The organism is Pseudomonas sp. S4_EA_1b, from assembly GCF_016307435.1.
Classification (GTDB): domain Bacteria; phylum Pseudomonadota; class Gammaproteobacteria; order Pseudomonadales; family Pseudomonadaceae; genus Aquipseudomonas; species Aquipseudomonas rhodesiae.
The window spans coordinates 142,125-160,421 of record NZ_JAEILC010000037.1; the positions used below are offsets into that span (position 1 = coordinate 142,125).

Genomic DNA, 18,297 nt, shown 5'->3' on the forward strand with positions numbered 1-18,297 from the left:
TAATCAACTATAATTGCCCGTCAAACCGGCTCCCGTCGCCGATCCTCCCTGGGGCATTTGGCAAACCGCGCGCGGTAACTACGCGTGAAATACGACGGCGATTCGAACCCGCAGGCAATGCTCACTTCCAGCACGCTCAAACCGCTTTGGCGCAGGAGTTTCCGGGCTTTTTCCAGGCGCAGGCCCAGGTAGAAATTGCTCGGTGTGTCGTTCAGATGCAGGCGGAACAGGCGCTCCAACTGGCGCCGGGTGACTTTGATCGCCTCAGCCAAGGCGAGGGTGCTCAGGGGCGGTTCGGTGTGCTGTTCCATCTCGCCGATCACTTGCACCAGTTTCTGATTGTTGATGCCGTAGCGCGTGGCGATCTGCATGCGCTGGTGGTCTTTGCGTGGGCGAATGCGGCCGAGCACGAACTGTTCGGACACCTGAATCGCCAGGTCGGCGCCGTGGGCCTGGGCGATCAGGTCGAGCATCAGGTCGATGGAGGCGGTGCCACCGGCGCAGGTGATGCGGCGGCGGTCGATTTCGAACAGTTCCTGGGTCACCGCCAGGTGCGGATAGGACTCCTTGAAGGCGTCGATGGCTTCCCAGTGCAGGGTCACGCGATGGCCGTCGAGCAGACCGGCTTGGGCCAACACACAAGCGCCGGTGTCGATACCGCCCAGCGTCACGCCATCGTGATCGAGACGGCGCAGCCACTGTTCCAGTGCGGGTGTGGCGAACTGCAGAGGCTCGAAACCGGCGACCACCAGCAGGGTGGTGCCCTTTTTCAGCGGTTCCAACGCGGCGTCGGCGTTGACTGACATGCCGTTGCTCGCCAGTACCGCACCGCCGTCGGCGCTCAGTACATGCCAGCGGTACAGCTCGCCGCGAAAACGGTTGGCCACCCGTAGCGGCTCAAGGGCCGAGATAAAGCCCATCGCCGAGAAACCCGGCATCAGCAAAAAGTAGACATCCTGGGACATGGTGGCGCTCTCATCGGACGGCCAGCGTGGCACTGTGATACTCCCGTTCAGAGGTGGATTCAAGGGGTCAGGTCGCTGCAGTGCAAGAGTCGGTCGCCGCCGTGCGTTTTGTCGCCCTACAAGCTGCGTAACGTGGCGTCACGGTGCACAAAGACACCGGCAACCACAACAACGACCTGCCGAGGGCTCCACCATGAACCGACTGATCCGCCGCTGCGTGTTCGCACTCAGCGCCAGCGCCATCTTGAGCACCAGCGTTCTCGCGGCCGATGCCGCCTCTTGCAAGAACGTGCGCATGGGCGTGGTGAACTGGACCGATGTGATCGCCACCAGCGCCATGACCCAAGTGCTGCTCGATGGCCTCGGCTACACCACCAAGCAAACCAGCGCTTCCCAGCAAATCATCTTCGCCGGCATCCGCGACCAGCGCCTGGACCTGTTCCTCGGCTACTGGAACCCGTTGATGACCCAGACCATCACCCCATTCGTTGACGCCAAGCAGGTCAAAGTCCTCGACAAGCCCAGCCTGGAAGACGCCCGTGCCACCCTCGCGGTGCCGAGCTACCTGGCCGAGAAAGGCCTGAAAACCTTTGCCGACATCGCCAAGTTCGAGAAGGAACTGGGCGGCAAGATCTACGGCATCGAACCCGGCTCCGGTGCCAACACCCAGATCAAGGCGATGATCGCCAAGAACCAGTTCGGCCTCGGCAAGTTCCAGTTGGTGGAATCCAGCGAGGCCGGCATGCTCGCCGCCGTCGACCGCGCGGTGCGCCGCAAAGAAGCCGTGGTGTTCTTCGGCTGGGCGCCGCATCCGATGAACGTCAACATTGCCATGACCTACCTCACCGGCAGTGACGACGCCCTGGGCCCGAACGAAGGCATGGCCACGGTATGGACAGTGACGTCGCCGAACTACGCCGAACAGTGCCCCAACGTGCACAAACTGCTGACCAACCTGACCTTCACCGCTGCCGATGAGAGCCGCATGATGCAGCCGCTGCTTGACCACAAAGACGCCCTGGAATCGGCCCGGCAGTGGCTCAAGGACCACCCGCAGGACCAGGCGCGCTGGCTGGAAGGTGTGACCACCTTCGACGGCAAACCGGCGGCGGCCAACCTGCAACTCACCAGCAAATAAGCTTTTTCGAACCACCGTTTCGCGGTCATTACCGACCGCGAACGGCATCCCACGCCTGTAAGGAACCTGCCCCATGAACCACGACGTCATCATCACCTGCGCACTCACCGGTGCTGGCGACACGACCGCCAAGAGCCCACACGTGCCGGTCACCCCCAAACAGATCGCGGCCGCCGCCGTAGAAGCCGCCAAGGCCGGCGCTACCGTCGTGCACTGCCATGTGCGCGACCCCGACACCGGCAAATTCAGCCGCGACGTGGCCCTGTACCGCGAAGTGATGGAGCGCATCCGCGAGGCTGACATCGACATCATCGTCAACCTTACCGCCGGCATGGGCGGCGACCTGGAGATCGGCAGCGGCGAAAACCCGATGGAATTCGGCCCCAATACCGACCTGGTCGGGCCGCTGACGCGCCTGGCCCATGTCGAAGAGTTATTGCCGGAAATCTGCACCCTGGACTGCGGCACCCTGAACTTCGGCGATGGCGACACCATTTACGTGTCCACCCCGGCACAACTGCGTGCCGGCGCCAAACGTATCCAGGAACTGGGCGTAAAGGCCGAGCTGGAAATTTTCGACACCGGCCACCTGTGGTTCGCCAAGCAGATGATCAAAGAAGGCCTGCTTGACGACCCGCTGTTCCAACTGTGCCTGGGCATCCCTTGGGGCGCGCCGGCCGACACCACCACCATGAAGGCCATGGTCGACAACCTGCCGGCCAATGCAGTGTGGGCCGGCTTCGGCATCGGCCGCATGCAAATGCCGATGGCCGCACAGGCGGTGTTGCTGGGCGGCAACGTGCGAGTCGGTTTGGAAGACAACCTGTGGCTGGACAAAGGCGTGCTCGCCACCAATGGCCAACTGGTCGAACGCGCCGGCGAAATCCTCAGCCGCCTGGGTGCGCGGGTCATGACCCCGGCGGAGGGTCGCATCAAGATGGGCCTCACCAAGCGCGGCTGACCCACCGCCCCTGCCACACGCGATCATCAAACTCTTTAGGAATTTGCCATGCGCTTTATCACTGAAATCAAAACCTTCGCCGCCCTCGGCAGCGGCGTTATCGGCAGCGGCTGGGTGGCCCGTGCCCTGGCCCATGGGCTGGATGTGGTGGCCTGGGACCCAGCGCCCGGCGCCGAAGCTGCGTTGCGCAAACGCGTGGCCAATGCCTGGGGAGCCCTGGAAAAAAATGGCCTGGCTCCCGGCGCGTCCCAGGACCGCTTGCGCTTTGTGACCACCATCGAAGACTGCGTAAAAGACGCTGATTTTATCCAGGAAAGCGCCCCGGAACGCCTGGAGCTGAAACTGCAACTGCATAGCCAGATCAGTGCGGCGGCCAAGCCCGATGCGCTGATTGGTTCGAGCACCTCAGGGCTGTTGCCGAGTGAGTTCTACGAGAGCTCGACCCACCCGGAACGCTGCGTGGTCGGCCACCCTTTCAACCCGGTCTACCTGCTGCCGCTGGTGGAAGTGGTCGGCGGCAAGCACACCGCGCCTGAAGCGGTGCAGGCGGCGATCACAGTGTATGAATCCCTCGGCATGCGCCCCTTGCATGTGCGCAAGGAAGTCCCCGGTTTTATCGCCGACCGCTTGCTGGAAGCCTTATGGCGCGAGGCGCTGCATCTGGTGAACGACGGCGTGGCAACCACTGGCGAAATCGACGACGCAATTCGTTTTGGCGCTGGTTTGCGCTGGTCGTTCATGGGCACTTTCCTCACCTACACCCTGGCCGGCGGCGATGCTGGCATGCGCCACTTCATGGCCCAGTTCGGCCCGGCGTTGCAGTTGCCGTGGACCTACCTGCCGGCGCCGGAGCTGACGGATAAGTTGATCGACGACGTGGTCGATGGCACCAGCGCTCAACTGGGCACCCACAGCATTTCGGCGCTGGAGCGCTATCGTGATGATTGCCTGCTGGCGGTGCTCGAAGCGGTGAAAACCACCAAAGCCAAGCACGGCATGACCTTCGCCGAATAATGGAATGCAGACAATGCCCGCACTGACCACCTACACCACACAGATCCAGCCCGATTGGGTGGACTACAACGGCCACCTGCGCGACGCGTTCTACCTGCTGATCTTCAGCTACGCCACCGACGCGTTGATGGACACCCTCGGCCTGGACAGTGAAAACCGCGCAGCCAGCGGCCATTCGCTGTTCACTTTGGAGTTGCACCTGAACTACCTGCATGAAGTGAAACTCGGCGCCGAGGTACAAGTGCAGACCCAACTGATCGCCCATGACGCCAAGCGCCTGCACCTGTATCACAGCCTGCATCGGGTTGGGGATGAGCAGGCACTGGCCGGCAACGAACAGATGCTGCTGCACGTCGACCTGGCCGGGCCGCACGCGGCGCCGTTTACCCAGGCGACGCTGGAGAAAATCGCGGCGATCCGCACCGAGCAAGCCGACCTGCCGCCCCCGGCGCTGCTGGGACGCGTGATCGGTTTACCACCGAAGAAATAGCGCAAAAAAAGCCCCGATCCAGCCGTGACAGGATCGGGGCAGAGGAGGCCTTGTGAGAGCGATGCATTTCGAGGGTGACCAAACCTTCAAGCTGCTTGCTGAGGCCAGTGTGCCGATTAGTGCAGCCGGCAAGTGGCCCGAAAACGACCTGTTCATAGCCATCTAAGCCATCCGGGCCACACGCCCTTGCCGATGGCGCCGGGGGCTACCAGAATCCAGGCAGATCCCCGCTCCCCTAACCAGGATAAACGTCATGATGCACGCGGATTTGATTGACCAGGATGACCTGCTGAGCCAGTTGCGCTCGCTGGGTTTCGAAGTATCCAGCGGCGCCAGCGCCGAGCAGGCGTGTGAGTGCGCGGTACGCGGTTTGAGCGAAGCACGGGCCAAGGCGCTCAAGGGCATGGTCGAGCGGATGTACGGCGGCAGCGCGACGATTTTGCCGGCGGTGCGTCAAGCTATCGACAAGCAGTTGTTGCCGGCGTTGATGCAGTTCAAGCAGAACTCCGGGGCCTGACAGATGGCTATCGGGGGCAAGCCCCCTCCCACCTTTGACTGTGTTCACAAATCAAAATGTGGGAGGGGGCATGCCCCCGATACAGACGCCTCGGTCTAGAGCCTAACACTGGCAAACGTCGACTCACTGCGCGCCTGGCTCAATGCCGACATCGGCCCCGACAACGGTGACAACACCAGCGCCTGCGGAATCGGCATCATCGCCACCTGCTGGGTGGTGTTGGAGCCGACGCGCTCATCCCGTGGCGGGATGCCGAAGTATTCGCGGTAGCACTTGGAGAAGTGCGGCGTGGAAACGAACCCGCACACCGAGGCTACTTCGATGATCGACATCGGTGTTTGCTTGAGCAACTGCCGCGCACGGATCAGACGCAACTTGAGGTAGTAACGCGACGGCGAACAGTGCAGGTACTTCTGGAACAGCCGCTCCAGTTGACGCCGGGATACGGCGACGTAGACCGCCAGTTCGTCCAGGTCGATGGGTTCTTCCAGGTTGGCTTCCATCAGCGCGACGATTTCCTGCAGCTTCGGCTGGTTGGTGCCGAGCATGTGCTTGAGCGGAACGCGCTGGTGGTCTTGTTCGTTGCGGATGCGTTCGTACACGAACATCTCGGAGATCGCCGCCGACAGTTCACGGCCGTGATCGCGGCTGATCAGGTGCAGCATCATGTCCAACGGCGCGGTGCCGCCGGAACTGGTGAAGCGGTTGCGGTCGAGGGTGAACAGGCGCGTGCTCATGGACACGCGGGGGAAGGCTTCCTGCATCGACGCCAGGCATTCCCAGTGCACGCTGCAATCGAAACCGTCCAGCAGGCCGGCACACGCCAGCGCCCAACTGCCGGTGCACACCGCGCCGAGGCGACGGGACTGGCGCGCTTGGCTTTGCAGCCATGACACATGTTCACGGGTAACGGTGCGCTGGATGCCCACGCCGCCGCACACGATCACGGTGTCCAGGGCCGGGGCTTTGTGCATGGCGGCGTCGGGGGTGATTTGCAGGCCGTCGCTGGCCCAGACCTGATTGCCGTCGACGCTCAGTGTGGTCCAGCGGTACAGCTCACGGCCGGACAGCTGGTTGGCCATGCGCAGCGGTTCCACTGCGGACGCCAGGGAAATCAGCGTGAAATTGTCCAGCAGCAAAAAGCCGATGGATTGAGGCGCACGGTTCTGGGGTTGGGCCCCTGAGTTGAACGACGTCATCGCGGTATCTCCTCACACAAAGCGGGTGATGGCCTCAGGCGAGGCTCTTGTTATTGCACTCTTCGTCCTGACACGGCGAGAGGCTTTGAATTGATAGAGCAATTGCCGTGCCTAAATTTGAATGGCTATTCAATAACTCCTGAAAACGACCTGCTGACGCGTCTATATAGCCCTTGCGTGGAGTACGGAATATGCCCAGGAAAGGGCGTAGAAGGGGCGCCCCTCAAGGGGTGTGAGCAGTTCGGTAGCACTTGTGGGAAGGCGCTTTCAGCGCGTAGGAAAAGTCTGTCACCACACGCACGGGGGACGGGTGGTCGGAGGGGAAATCGTTCGTGAGCTACTTATCTGTTTGCGACGCGCTAAAAGGTGGCGCGTTGGGATGCTGGTGTTCACTTTATGAGCAGTTTTGTTTGAACTGCCGCTATCGGGGGCAAGCCCCCTCCCACATTTAAATTGGTGAACACAGTCACAGGCTGTGAAGGAACTTGCCCTCCTCCCACATTCCAGTTTGTGAACATAGGCAAGGGTGGGCAGGAGCTTGCCCTCTCCCACATTCTGATTTGTGAACACAGTCAAGAGTGGGAAGGAACTTGCCCCCTCCCACATTCTGATTTGTGAACACGGTCAAGAGTGGGAGGGGGCTTGCCCCCGATGCAGGCGACTGGGTCTTAACACTCGACCGCGCTTACCGCCAACCCACCCCGCGACGTTTCTTTGTACTTGTCATGCATATCCGCACCGGTATCGCGCATGGTGCGGATCACCCGGTCCAGGGAAATAAAGTGCTGGCCGTCGCCGCGCAGGGCCATTTGCGCCGCGTTGATCGCCTTGACCGCTGCAATCGCGTTGCGCTCGATGCACGGCACCTGCACCAACCCGCCCACTGGGTCGCAGGTCAGGCCGAGGTTGTGTTCCAGGCCGATTTCGGCGGCGTTGCACAATTGCTCTGGCGTGGCGCCGAGGATTTCCGCCAGGCCGGCCGCCGCCATTGCGCAGGCAGAACCCACCTCGCCCTGACAGCCCACTTCGGCACCGGAGATGGAGGCGTTCTTCTTACACAGAATCCCCACCGCCGCCGCACCGAGCAGGTAGTCGACCACGTTTGCTTCGGTGACCTCCTCGCTGAACTTCATAAAGTAGTGCAGCACCGCCGGGATGATCCCTGCCGCACCGTTGGTGGGGGCAGTGACCATGCGCCCACCGGCGGCGTTTTCTTCATTGACGGCCAGGGCGAATAGGTTGACCCATTCCATGGCGCTCAAGGTTGAGCCGATCACATTGGGCTTGTTCAATTCCTGCAGGCTACGGTGCAACTTGGCGGCGCGGCGGCGTACGTTGAGGCCGCCGGGCAAGATGCCTTCATGTTTGAGGCCCTGCTCCACGCAATCTTGCATGGCGTGCCAGAGCTTCATCAGGCCGCTGCGGATTTCTTCTTCGGAACGCCACACCTTTTCATTGGCCATCATCAATTCGGCGACGCGCAACTGGTGAGTGTTGCACAGCTGCAACAGCTCAACGGCGCTGGAAAAATCGTAAGGCAACTCAGTGCGGTCCATGTCCGCCACACCGCTTTGCGCCTGGGCTTCATCCACCACAAAACCGCCGCCTACCGAGTAGTAAGTGTCGCGGTGCAACTCACCGTCATCGCCGTACGCCACCAGGGTCATGGCGTTGGGGTGGAACGGCAGGTTTTCGTCCAGCAGGCGCATGTCCCGGGCCCATACGAAGGGCACCGGCAAGCGCCCGTCGAGCAGCAGGGTGTCGGTTTCGCGCAGGGTGCTGATGCGACCGGCGATCTGCGAGGGGTCGATCGCGTCGGGCCATTCGCCCATCAAGCCCATGATGGTGGCCGTGTCGCTGCCATGGCCGATGCCGGTGGCCGACAACGAACCGTACAGCTGAACTTCAACACGCCGCACCCGTTCCAACCACTCACGTTCACGCAGTGCTTGAACGAACAACGCTGCGGCGCGCATGGGGCCGACGGTGTGCGAACTCGAAGGCCCGATGCCGATCTTGAACAGGTCGAAAACGCTGATAGCCATTGACGTGAAACTCCTCGATAAGCACGGGCCGGGCTTGAACGAGGTGCTACGCTCAGATCGCCCAGATGGCGGCATCATCAAGGTTTTATTCGCTGCCACGGCGTCTCACACCGACGTAACCATGCTCACCAGCGTCGCTTGCGCGTGATCGCCTGTTTTGGCCGTTTTTAACGGTGCAGACGGGCAAAAACAGCAGTTTTGCCCTGGGAAAAACCTGTAAACGACGTCACCAACACTGGATACGACCCTGCCTGTACTGGATACGACGCCCCCTGTAGGCGTCAGATTTTCACTGGTACATGATCAGTTCCGACTCGTTTGCAAGGCACCGTGCCAGAGCTGTCATCGCACGCTCCAACCGCAACACTGAATAAAGCGCGGCAGATGCCGTCAGAAAAAACACAGGAGTCTAGCCCCATGAAAGCTTCACCCTCGTTGTTGTTGGCCGCCATGCTGAGTCTGCCAGTCCTGGCGCACGCGGCAGAACCGGAACAGTGCAAGACCGTCAACTTCTCCGATGTCGGCTGGACCGACATCACCGTCACCACCGCGACCACCAGCGAAATCCTCAAGGCCCTGGGCTACAAGACCAAAACCACGATGATTTCGGTACCCGTGACCTACAAGTCCCTGGCCGACGGCAAGAACATGGACGTGTTCCTCGGCAACTGGATGCCGACCATGGAAAACGACATCAAGCCATACCGTGATGCCGGCACCGTGGAAACCGTGCGCGCCAACCTGGAAAACGCCAAGTACACCCTGGCGGTGCCCGAGGCGCTGTACAACAAGGGCCTGAAAGACTTCGCAGATATCGCCAAATTCAAGGAAGAGCTGGGTGGCAAGATCTACGGGATCGAACCGGGTAACGACGGCAACCGCACCATCCAGACCCTGATCGACAAAAACGCGTTCGGCCTGAAAGACGCAGGCTTCAAAGTGGTCGAGTCCAGCGAAGCCGGCATGCTGTCCCAAGTGGACCGTGCCGCCAAGCGCGACCAGGCCATCGTGTTCCTCGGCTGGGAACCGCACCCGATGAACACCCGCTTCAAGATGAAGTACCTGACCGGCGGTGACGATTCGTTCGGCCCCAACTACGGCCAAGCCACCATCTACACCAACGTGCGCAAGGGTTACACCCAGGAATGCAGCAACGTGGGCCAGTTGCTGAAAAACCTGGTGTTCACCCTGAACATGGAAAGCACGCTGATGGGCAATGTCCTGGACGACAAGATGAAGCCCGACGCCGCCGCCAAAGCCTGGCTGCAGAAAAACCCGCAAGTGCTCGACACCTGGCTCGCCGGCGTTACCACCGTCGACGGCAAACCCGGCCTTGAGGCCGTCAAAGCCTACCTCGCCAAATAACACCCGCTGACCCCGGGGCGGTGCGCTGCCCCGGGATGTTTTCCCCTTCGCATGTGGACATTCACTACCATGCTGACTGAACAGAAAATCCCACTAGGCCAGTACATCGCTGCCTTCGTCGAATGGTTGACCCAACACGGCGCCAACTACTTCGACGCAATCGCATCGACACTGGAAACGATGATCCACGGCGTGACGTTTGCGCTGACCTGGTTCAATCCGCTGGCATTGATCGGTCTGATTGCGCTGCTGGCTCACTTTATTCAACGTAAATGGGGCCTGACGGTTTTTGTCATCGCCTCCTTCCTGCTGATCCTCAACCTGGGGTACTGGCAGGAAACCATGGAAACCCTCGCGCAGGTGCTGTTCGCCACCCTGGTCTGCGTGGTCATCGGTGTGCCGCTGGGCATTGTTGCCGCGCACAAACCGTTGTTCTACACCATGATGCGGCCGGTGCTCGATCTGATGCAGACCGTACCGACCTTCGTCTACCTCATCCCTACCCTGACCCTCTTCGGGCTGGGTGTGGTGCCTGGGCTGATTTCCACGGTGGTGTTCGCGATTGCCGCGCCGATCCGTCTGACTTACCTGGGCATCCGTGATGTACCGCAAGAGTTGATGGACGCCGGCAAAGCCTTCGGCTGCTCGCGCCGTCAATTGCTCTCGCGCATTGAACTGCCACACGCCATGCCGAGCATTGCCGCCGGCATTACCCAATGCATCATGCTGTCGTTGTCGATGGTGGTGATCGCGGCCCTGGTGGGTGCCGACGGCCTCGGTAAGCCGGTGGTCAACGCACTCAACACCGCCGACATCGCCCTGGGCTTTGAAGCGGGCCTGGCGATCGTATTGCTGGCCATCATGCTCGACCGCATCTGCAAACAACCCGATGCCAAAGTAGGGGGTGATGCATGAGCATTATCCGATTCGACAAAGTCGACGTGATCTTCTCCAAAGACCCACGCGAAGCGCTCAAGCTGCTGGACCAGGGCATGAGCCGTAACGAGATTCTGAAAAAGACCGGGCAGATTGTCGGCGTTGAAAAGGCCAGCCTGGATATCGAAAAAGGCGAGATCTGCGTGCTGATGGGCCTGTCGGGCTCCGGCAAATCCAGCCTGCTGCGCTGTATCAACGGCCTCAACACCGTCAGCCGCGGGCAGCTGTTCGTGGAGCATGAAGGTCGGCAGATCGACATTGCTTCCTGCACCGACGCAGAGCTGAAAATGATGCGTACCAAACGCATCGCCATGGTGTTTCAGAAGTTCGCCCTGATGCCCTGGCTGACGGTGCGCGAGAACATCAGCTTCGGCCTGGAAATGCAGGGCCGTCCGGAAAAAGAGCGGCGCAAGCTGGTGGACGAAAAGCTCGAACTGGTGGGCCTGGCCCAGTGGCGTAACAAGAAGCCCGACGAGTTGTCCGGCGGCATGCAGCAGCGCGTCGGCCTGGCCCGCGCCCTGGCGATGGACGCCGACATCCTGCTGATGGACGAACCTTTCTCTGCCCTCGACCCGCTGATCCGCCAAGGCCTGCAGGACGAGTTGCTGGAACTGCAACGCAAACTGAGCAAGACCATCGTATTCGTCAGCCATGACCTGGACGAGGCGCTCAAACTGGGCAGCCGTATTGCGATCATGAAGGACGGCAAGATCATCCAGTACAGCGTGCCGGAAGAGATCGTGCTGAACCCGGCGGACGACTATGTGCGCACCTTCGTCGCTCACACCAACCCGCTGAACGTGCTGTGCGGCCGCAGCCTGATGCGCACCCTGGACAACTGCAAGCGCGTCAACGGTTCGGTGTGCCTGGACCCGAGCGGCGACTCGTGGCTGGACCTGGCCGAAGGCAACACTATCCAGGGCGCCCGCCAGAACGGTGCGGTGATGAACCTGCAGAACTGGGCACCGGGGCAACCGGTGGAAGGCCTGGGCCGCGTACCGACCTTGGTGGATTCGAATATCGGCATGCGTGATGCGCTGCAGATTCGTTATCAGACGGGTAACAAGCTGGTGTTGCATGACAACAACCAGGTGGTGGGGATCCTCGGTGATAGTGAGCTCTACCATGCCCTGCTGGGCAAAAACCTGGGCTAGCACACACTGCAAAACAACGGTGGGAGGGGGCTTGCCCCCGATAGCGGTGGATCAGTAACAGACGGACTGACTGACACACTGCAATCGGGGGCAAGCCCCCTCCCACATTTTTTGCCCCAGTGGGGTCAGTGACACCACCGGGCTTTCAACGCATCAGCTATAGACACGGCCAAGGAGCTGCCGATGGCTTTCAAACTGATCGAGCACATCCCGGGTGATTTGCTCCGGGGTGAAGCCCATCAGGTCGTATTCCTGAGGCCCGTTGTGCAGGTAGACCTCGGCACGGTAATAGCGCGTGCGCTCTTCTTCGGGCACATCGTTGGGCGCCGACGAGTAAGCATCCAGGCTCACCTCATAAACGAACGGATTGCCCTCTTCCATCTCGATGCGCACACCGATGCAGCGCTTGGACTTGCCCAACAGTGTCTGCACTTGCAAACCTTGTTCACGCAACGCAGTCGCCGCTTCTTCCAACGCCGGCGTGACGTGCTTGTCCATAAAGCGCTGCACCGTGGCCTGGCTCGGTTGCAAATCCAGTGCGGTCAAACGCTCGCTGAAGCCACGACGCCCGCGTTCGGCCAGTTGCGCCTGCTCCTGTTCGATCGCCACGTCCTGACGCATGGCCTTGTGCAAGCCGAACATAAAGAAAATCAACACCACCGAGAACGGCAGCCCCGCCAGCACCACCATGGTTTGCATGGCTTCGAAGTTACCGGCGAACAGCAGGCCGATGGTCACCAGGGTGATCACCGCCGACCAGAAGATCCGCAGCCAGTGCGGCGCATCTTCATCCACATTGCCGCCTTTGCACGACAGGTTGGCCATCATCACCGCGCCGGAATCCGCCGGGGTCAGGAACAGCACAAAGCCGACGAAGATCGACACACCAATCACGACTTTCGACGCTGGGTAATGCTCCAGCAATTGGTAGATCGCCATGGACGGCTGTTCCAACGCCGTCTTGCCCAACTCCACCGCGCCATGGTTCAGCACCAGGTCCAGGGCCGAGTTGCCGAAGATCGACAGCCACGCCAGGGTAAAGCCCAGCGGAATCAGCAGCACGCCCGCCACCAGTTCACGCACCGTACGGCCACGGGAAATCCGCGCGATGAACATGCCTACGAATGGCGCCCAGGAAATCCACCAGGCCCAGTAAAACAGGGTCCACAGGCCCATCCAGCGTTCGGTCTTGGCACCGTCGCCTTCGTAGACGTACAGGTCGAAGGTTTTCAACACCAGGCCGTTCATGTAATCGCCGATGTTCTGCACGAAGCCGTTGAGCAGGTGCAGGGTCGGGCCGAACAACAACACAAAGATCAGCAAACCGCTGAACAGCACGATGTTGAGGTTGGACAAACGACGGATACCGTTCTCCACCCCCGACACGGCGGCGATGGTCGCCACGGTGCTCATCACGATGATCACGATCAGCAGGTTGGTGTTGCTGTGCTGCATGCCGAACAGGTTTTCCAGGCCGGACGACACCTGCATCGCGCCGATCCCCAGGTTGGTCACCAGGCCCAGCAGGGTCACGAACATGCCGAAACCGTCCACCGCATGGCCGGCCGCGCCCTTCACCCAGCGCTCGCCCACCAGCGGGTACAACGCCGAGCGCAAGGCCAGCGGCTGGTTATGCCGGTAGGCGAAGTACGCCACGGCCAGGCCGACGAGGGCGTAGATCGCCCAGCCGTGCAGGCCCCAGTGCAGAAAGGTCAGTTGCAGCGCCTGGCGCGCGGCCAGGTTGCTGCCGGCCACGCCTTCGGGAGGGTTGAAGTAATGGTCCAGCGGCTCCGAGGCGCCGAAGTACAGCAGCGAAATGCCGATCCCCGAGGAGAACAACATGCCGGCCCAGGCGCCGTAGCTGAAGTCCGGGGTGTCGTCCTTGCTGCCCAGTTTCAATTTGCCGTAGGACGAAAACGCCAGCCCCACCACAAACACCAGGTAAGCAGCGATGACTACCATGTAGTACCAGCCAAAGCTTTTGGACAGCCACGCCTGGGCGACCCCAAGCATGCGCCCGGCCTCCTGCGGGGCGGCGATCAGGACAGCGGTCAACAACAGAATCAGCGCGGTGGAGGTGTAAAACACCCAACCGTTGACCCGGACCTTTTCCGGCGGGGTCTTTATAAGAGAGGCAGAACTCATGGCGCAGATGCTCCGGGCAGTGCGAGAGAGAAACACAAGGCAACGGTTATCCCGGGACATCGATTTTTCGGCAGTCGACGGACGGGTGTTATAAAGACACCCCGAAAATCCCCGCCCCCGCGAAAGCGGCGGCAGGCCCTTGAGCGGGCCCTTCCAGGGATGTTCCAGGTGTCAGATGTCGCTGTCAGAACGGGCTGAAAACCTGCCAGCAGCGACGATTTGTCGCAGAGCTTATTCTTTGTTGATTGAACGTTCAATCAAAACAAAATAGACTGGCCTTCAAGCCGATGGACGTGATCGCCCGCCGGCAGGCCTAAGGAGACGTGCTACATGCCCAAGGTCGGTATGCAACCCATACGCCGCCAACAGTTGATCGAAGCCACGTTGACGGCCATCGATCAAGTGGGGATGGCAGACGCCAGCATTGCGCTGATCGCCCGTCTGGCCGGTGTATCGAACGGCATCATCAGTCACTACTTTCAGGACAAGAACGGCCTGATCGCCGCAACGATGCGGTACTTGATGAATGTGCTGATCGAGAACGTCTACGAGCGCAGGCTTGCGCTGAAGGATGACAGCCCACGGGCGCACATTCAGGTGATCATCGGAGGCAACTTCGACGCCAGCCAGGTCAATGGCCCGGCAATGAAAACCTGGCTGGCCTTCTGGGCCGCCAGCATGCATCACCCGTCATTGCACAGGTTGCAGCGGATCAACGATCAACGTCTGTATTCCAACCTGTGCTGCCAGTTCCGCCGAGCGCTGCCGCTGCCCGAAGCCCGCAGCGCGGCTCGCGGCCTGGCGGCGTTGATCGACGGTTTGTGGTTGCGCGGCGCCCTGTCGGGAGACGCTTTCGACACGGAGCAGGCGCAACGCATCGCTTACGAATACATGGATTTCCAATTGGCCAAGCAGGTGAGTTAGAGCCCTTATAAATGCTCAACCCCTGAACGTCCGCCGCGCAGTGATGCCACACCCTCATGGCCCACTGTCGGCGGGTAACGCCAACCACTTATGCACTTGCGAGGACTTTATGGCCCGTTTCGACCTGCAAAAACTCTACATTGACGGCGGCTACAGCGACGCTGGCAGCGATGCCACTTTCGAAGCCATCAACCCGGCTAACGGTGAAGTTCTCGCCCAAGTGCAACGTGCAACGAAAGAAGACGTTGAACGTGCCGTGGTCAGCGCTGAAAAAGGCCAGAAAATCTGGGCCGCCATGACTGCCATGGAGCGTTCGCGCATCCTGCGTCGTGCCGTCGACATCCTGCGCGAGCGCAACGATGAGCTGGCCGCCCTGGAAACCCTGGACACCGGTAAAGCCTTCTCCGAAACCAAGTACGTCGACATCGTTACCGGCGCCGACGTGCTGGAATACTACGCAGGCCTGGTGCCGGCCATCGAAGGCGAGCAGATCCCGCTGCGCGACACTTCATTCGTCTACACCCGCCGCGAACCGCTGGGCGTAGTCGCCGGTATCGGTGCGTGGAACTACCCGATCCAGATCGCCCTGTGGAAATCCGCCCCGGCCCTGGCCGCCGGCAACGCGATGATCTTCAAGCCGAGCGAAGTCACCTCGCTGACCACCCTGAAACTGGCCGAAATCTACACCGAAGCCGGTGTTCCCGCCGGTGTGTTCAACGTCCTGACCGGCAGTGGCCGCGAAGTCGGCACCTGGTTGACCGAGCACCCGCGCATCGAGAAAGTCTCGTTCACCGGCGGCACCGACACCGGCAAGAAAGTCATGGCCAGCGCGTCGAGCTCCTCGCTCAAAGACGTCACCATGGAACTGGGCGGCAAGTCCCCGCTGATCATCTTCGACGACGCCGACCTGGATCGCGCCGCCGACACCGCCATGATGGCCAACTTCTATAGCTCCGGTCAGGTCTGCACCAACGGCACTCGCGTGTTCGTGCCCAAGCACCTGCAAGCGGCGTTCGAAGCCAAGATCGTCGAGCGCGTGGCGCGCATCCGCATCGGCAACCCGGAAGACGAGAACACCAACTTCGGCCCGCTGGTCAGCTTCGCCCATATGGAAAGCGTGTTGGGCTACATCGCCAAGGGCAAAGAGCAAGGCGCACGCCTGCTGTGCGGCGGCGATCGCCTGACCGATGGCGACTTCGCCAAAGGCGCATTCGTGGCACCGACCGTGTTCACCGACTGCACCGACGACATGACCATCGTGCGTGAAGAAATCTTCGGCCCAGTGATGAGCATCCTCACCTACGAGACCGAAGAAGAAGTGATCCGCCGCGCCAACGACACCGACTTCGGCCTGGCCGCGGGTCTGGTGACCAAGGACCTGAACCGCGCCCACCGCGTGATTCATCAACTGGAAGCGGGCATCTGCTGGATCAACGCCTGGGGCGAGTCCGACGCGAAGATGCCGGTGGGCGGCTACAAGCAATCGGGTGTGGGTCGTGAGAACGGCATCAGCTCGCTGAACAACTTCACCCGCATCAAATCGGTACAGGTTGAGCTGGGCGATTACGCCTCGGTGTTCTAACACCCGAGCCTTGCGTTGCCTTTGAGGCCGCCATCGGAGGCAAGCCCCCTCCCACCTTTGGAATGCATTCCCCTGTGGGAGGGGGCTTGCCCCCGATGAGGCCCGACCTGCTGACCACACTTCAAAGAGGGTGCATTCAATGTCCCAAGAATACGACTACATCATTGTGGGTGCCGGCTCCGCCGGTAACACCCTGGCGACCCGCCTGACCGAAGACGAAGGCGTCACCGTCCTGCTGCTGGAAGCCGGCGGCCCCGACTATCGTCTGGATTTCCGTACCCAGATGCCAGCCGCCCTGGCGTTCCCGCTGCAAGGCCGTCGCTACAACTGGGCCTACGAGACCGATCCAGAGCCGCACATGGACGGCCGCCGCATGGAATGCGGTCGCGGCAAGGGCCTGGGTGGTTCGTCGCTGATCAACGGCATGTGCTACATCCGTGGCAACGCCATGGACTACGACAACTGGGCGAAGCTGCCGGGTCTGGAAAACTGGACCTACCTCGATTGCCTGCCGTACTTCCGCAAGGCCGAAACCCGCGACATCGGCACCAACGACTACCACGGTGGCGACGGTCCGGTCAGCGTAACCACGCCCAAGGCCGGCAATAACCCGCTGTTCCACGCCATGGTCGAAGCCGGCGTGCAGGCTGGTTACCCGCGCACCGAAGACCTCAACGGCTATCAGCAGGAAGGTTTCGGCCCGATGGACCGCACTGTCACGCCGAACGGCCGGCGCGCCAGCACCGCGCGCGGTTACCTGGACACCGCCAAGAAGCGCTCCACGCTGACCATCGTCACCCACGCGCTGACCGACAAAGTCTTGTTCGAAGGCAAGCGCGCCGTGGGCGTGCGTTACCTGATCGGCGCCGCCGAAGAACGCGTTGAAGCCCGCGCGCGCAAAGAAGTGCTGGTGTGCAGTGGCGCAATCGCTTCGCCGCAACTGCTGCAACGCTCCGGTGTTGGCCCGGCCAAATTGCTGGAAAGCCTGGATATCCCGGTGGTCCACGACCTGCCCGGCGTCGGTGAAAACCTGCAGGACCACCTTGAGCTGTACCTGCAATACGCCTGCACTCAGCCAGTGTCGCTGTACCCGTCGCTGCTCTGGTACAACCAGCCGGCCATCGGTGCCGAGTGGCTGTTCAACGGCACCGGCATCGGCGCCAGCAACCAGTTCGAAGCGGGCGGTTTTATCCGTACCCGTGAAGAGTTCGAATGGCCGAACATCCAGTATCACTTCCTGCCGGTGGCGATTAACTACAACGGCAGCAACGGTGTGAAAGAGCACGGTTTCCAGGCGCATATGGGTTCCATGCGTTCGCCGAGCCGTGGCCGTGTGCAGCTGAAATCGAAGAACCCACGGGACTACCCGAGCATCCTCTTCAACTACATGGCCACCGAACAGGACTGGCAGGAATTCCGCGACGGCATCCGCCTGACCCGGGAAATCATGCAACAGCCGGCGCTGGACCCTTTCCGTGGCCGCGAAATCAGCCCAGGCATCGACGTGCAAACCGACGAGCAGCTCGACAAGTTCATCCGCGAACACGCCGAGACCGCGTTCCACCCGTCCTGCTCGTGCAAGATGGGCACCGACGAGATGGCGGTGGTGGACGGCGAAGGCCGCGTGCATGGCATGCAGGGCCTGCGAGTGGTGGATGCGTCGATCATGCCGATCATCACCACCGGCAACCTGAATGCGCCGACGATCATGATCGCCGAGAAAATCGCCGACAAGATCCGTGGCCGCCAGCCGCTGCCACGCAGCACCGCCGACTACTACGTGGCGGGCGACGCGCCGGTACGTGGTAAGCCGTTGCGTGAAGTGGGGCCGACTGCGCAGTAGCCCACTCCCTGTGGCGAGC

The 18,297-nt window shown here is 61.3% G+C and carries 15 protein-coding genes; 11 read left to right on the plus strand and 4 right to left on the minus strand.

Translation table 11 applies throughout. From position 1 onward, the window contains the following. Positions 1–20 precede the first annotated feature (20 nt). On the minus strand, positions 21–965 hold the full coding sequence (locus YA0848_RS13455) for a GlxA family transcriptional regulator (RefSeq protein WP_047882484.1): 945 nt from the start codon (positions 963–965) through the stop codon (positions 21–23). Between the two features lie 193 nt (positions 966–1,158). Between YA0848_RS13455 and YA0848_RS13460 the strand changes: the two genes are divergently transcribed. From YA0848_RS13460 to YA0848_RS13480, 5 genes are all read left to right on the plus strand, one after another. Then, entirely contained in the window at positions 1,159–2,103 is a 945-nt protein-coding gene (locus YA0848_RS13460) for a choline ABC transporter substrate-binding protein (protein WP_034101185.1), read from the plus strand. Positions 2,104–2,176: 73 nt separating this feature from the next. Beyond that, positions 2,177–3,064, plus strand: coding sequence for a 3-keto-5-aminohexanoate cleavage protein (locus YA0848_RS13465; protein ID WP_034101187.1), 888 nt, complete (start codon positions 2,177–2,179; stop codon positions 3,062–3,064). A gap of 48 nt (positions 3,065–3,112) precedes the next feature. Further along, positions 3,113–4,078, plus strand: a complete 966-nt coding sequence (locus YA0848_RS13470; protein ID WP_034101188.1) for an L-carnitine dehydrogenase — start codon at positions 3,113–3,115, stop codon at positions 4,076–4,078. A gap of 13 nt (positions 4,079–4,091) precedes the next feature. Then, positions 4,092–4,568, plus strand: a complete 477-nt coding sequence (locus tag YA0848_RS13475) for a thioesterase family protein (protein ID WP_034101189.1) — start codon at positions 4,092–4,094, stop codon at positions 4,566–4,568. A 253-nt stretch (positions 4,569–4,821) separates the two neighbouring features. Next, the gene (locus YA0848_RS13480) at positions 4,822–5,085 is read left to right on the plus strand and encodes a hypothetical protein (protein WP_034101191.1); all 264 of its coding nucleotides are present in this window, start codon (positions 4,822–4,824) and stop codon (positions 5,083–5,085) included. A gap of 95 nt (positions 5,086–5,180) precedes the next feature. Here the strand turns inward: YA0848_RS13480 and YA0848_RS13485 are convergent, their stop codons facing one another. Then, positions 5,181–6,284, minus strand: coding sequence for a GlxA family transcriptional regulator (locus YA0848_RS13485; RefSeq protein WP_047882482.1), 1,104 nt, complete (start codon positions 6,282–6,284; stop codon positions 5,181–5,183). Positions 6,285–6,952: 668 nt separating this feature from the next. Further along, on the minus strand, positions 6,953–8,329 hold the full coding sequence (locus tag YA0848_RS13490; protein WP_034101194.1) for an L-serine ammonia-lyase: 1,377 nt from the start codon (positions 8,327–8,329) through the stop codon (positions 6,953–6,955). Positions 8,330–8,746: 417 nt separating this feature from the next. Here YA0848_RS13490 and YA0848_RS13495 point away from each other — a divergent pair, with 417 nt between their 5' ends. The 3 genes from YA0848_RS13495 (at position 8,747) to choV (ending at position 11,784) form a co-directional block, all read left to right on the plus strand. Further along, positions 8,747–9,694, plus strand: a complete 948-nt coding sequence (locus YA0848_RS13495) for a choline ABC transporter substrate-binding protein (RefSeq protein WP_034101195.1) — start codon at positions 8,747–8,749, stop codon at positions 9,692–9,694. A gap of 69 nt (positions 9,695–9,763) precedes the next feature. After that, the gene (gene choW / locus YA0848_RS13500) at positions 9,764–10,609 is read left to right on the plus strand and encodes a choline ABC transporter permease subunit (protein ID WP_016972877.1); all 846 of its coding nucleotides are present in this window, start codon (positions 9,764–9,766) and stop codon (positions 10,607–10,609) included. Next, on the plus strand, positions 10,606–11,784 hold the full coding sequence (gene choV, locus YA0848_RS13505; protein WP_034101196.1) for a choline ABC transporter ATP-binding protein: 1,179 nt from the start codon (positions 10,606–10,608) through the stop codon (positions 11,782–11,784). The genes choW and choV overlap by 4 nt, the downstream gene beginning before the upstream one ends. A 153-nt stretch (positions 11,785–11,937) precedes the next feature. Here choV and YA0848_RS13510 read toward each other — a convergent pair whose 3' ends face one another. Then, positions 11,938–13,872, minus strand: coding sequence for a BCCT family transporter (locus YA0848_RS13510; protein ID WP_236238682.1), 1,935 nt, complete (start codon positions 13,870–13,872; stop codon positions 11,938–11,940). 387 nt (positions 13,873–14,259) lie between these two features. Here YA0848_RS13510 and betI point away from each other — a divergent pair, with 387 nt between their 5' ends. The 3 genes from betI (at position 14,260) to betA (ending at position 18,278) form a co-directional block, all read left to right on the plus strand. Continuing rightward, entirely contained in the window at positions 14,260–14,853 is a 594-nt protein-coding gene (gene betI, locus YA0848_RS13515) for a transcriptional regulator BetI (RefSeq protein ID WP_034101198.1), read from the plus strand. 109 nt (positions 14,854–14,962) lie between these two features. Beyond that, complete coding sequence (gene betB / locus YA0848_RS13520) at positions 14,963–16,435, plus strand: betaine-aldehyde dehydrogenase (RefSeq protein ID WP_034115325.1); 1,473 nt, start codon at positions 14,963–14,965, stop codon at positions 16,433–16,435. Between the two features lie 139 nt (positions 16,436–16,574). Beyond that, positions 16,575–18,278 carry a choline dehydrogenase gene (betA, locus tag YA0848_RS13525; RefSeq protein ID WP_169903025.1) on the plus strand — a complete coding sequence of 568 codons (1,704 nt, stop codon included), beginning with the start codon at positions 16,575–16,577 and terminating at the stop codon, positions 18,276–18,278. Positions 18,279–18,297: the final 19 nt, after the last annotated feature.

Bases quoted from the DNA above. Each gene is read 5' to 3' on its own strand.
- YA0848_RS13455 (WP_047882484.1), bottom strand. From the start codon at position 965: ATGTCCCAGGATGTCTACTTTTTGCTGATGCCGGGTTTCTCGGCGATG.
- YA0848_RS13460 (WP_034101185.1), top strand. From the start codon at position 1,159: ATGAACCGACTGATCCGCCGCTGCGTGTTCGCACTCAGCGCCAGCGCC.
- YA0848_RS13465 (WP_034101187.1), top strand. From the start codon at position 2,177: ATGAACCACGACGTCATCATCACCTGCGCACTCACCGGTGCTGGCGAC.
- YA0848_RS13470 (WP_034101188.1), top strand. From the start codon at position 3,113: ATGCGCTTTATCACTGAAATCAAAACCTTCGCCGCCCTCGGCAGCGGC.
- YA0848_RS13475 (WP_034101189.1), top strand. From the start codon at position 4,092: ATGCCCGCACTGACCACCTACACCACACAGATCCAGCCCGATTGGGTG.
- YA0848_RS13480 (WP_034101191.1), top strand. From the start codon at position 4,822: ATGATGCACGCGGATTTGATTGACCAGGATGACCTGCTGAGCCAGTTG.
- YA0848_RS13485 (WP_047882482.1), bottom strand. From the start codon at position 6,284: ATGACGTCGTTCAACTCAGGGGCCCAACCCCAGAACCGTGCGCCTCAA.
- YA0848_RS13490 (WP_034101194.1), bottom strand. From the start codon at position 8,329: ATGGCTATCAGCGTTTTCGACCTGTTCAAGATCGGCATCGGGCCTTCG.
- YA0848_RS13495 (WP_034101195.1), top strand. From the start codon at position 8,747: ATGAAAGCTTCACCCTCGTTGTTGTTGGCCGCCATGCTGAGTCTGCCA.
- choW (WP_016972877.1), top strand. From the start codon at position 9,764: ATGCTGACTGAACAGAAAATCCCACTAGGCCAGTACATCGCTGCCTTC.
- choV (WP_034101196.1), top strand. From the start codon at position 10,606: ATGAGCATTATCCGATTCGACAAAGTCGACGTGATCTTCTCCAAAGAC.
- betI (WP_034101198.1), top strand. From the start codon at position 14,260: ATGCCCAAGGTCGGTATGCAACCCATACGCCGCCAACAGTTGATCGAA.
- betB (WP_034115325.1), top strand. From the start codon at position 14,963: ATGGCCCGTTTCGACCTGCAAAAACTCTACATTGACGGCGGCTACAGC.
- betA (WP_169903025.1), top strand. From the start codon at position 16,575: ATGTCCCAAGAATACGACTACATCATTGTGGGTGCCGGCTCCGCCGGT.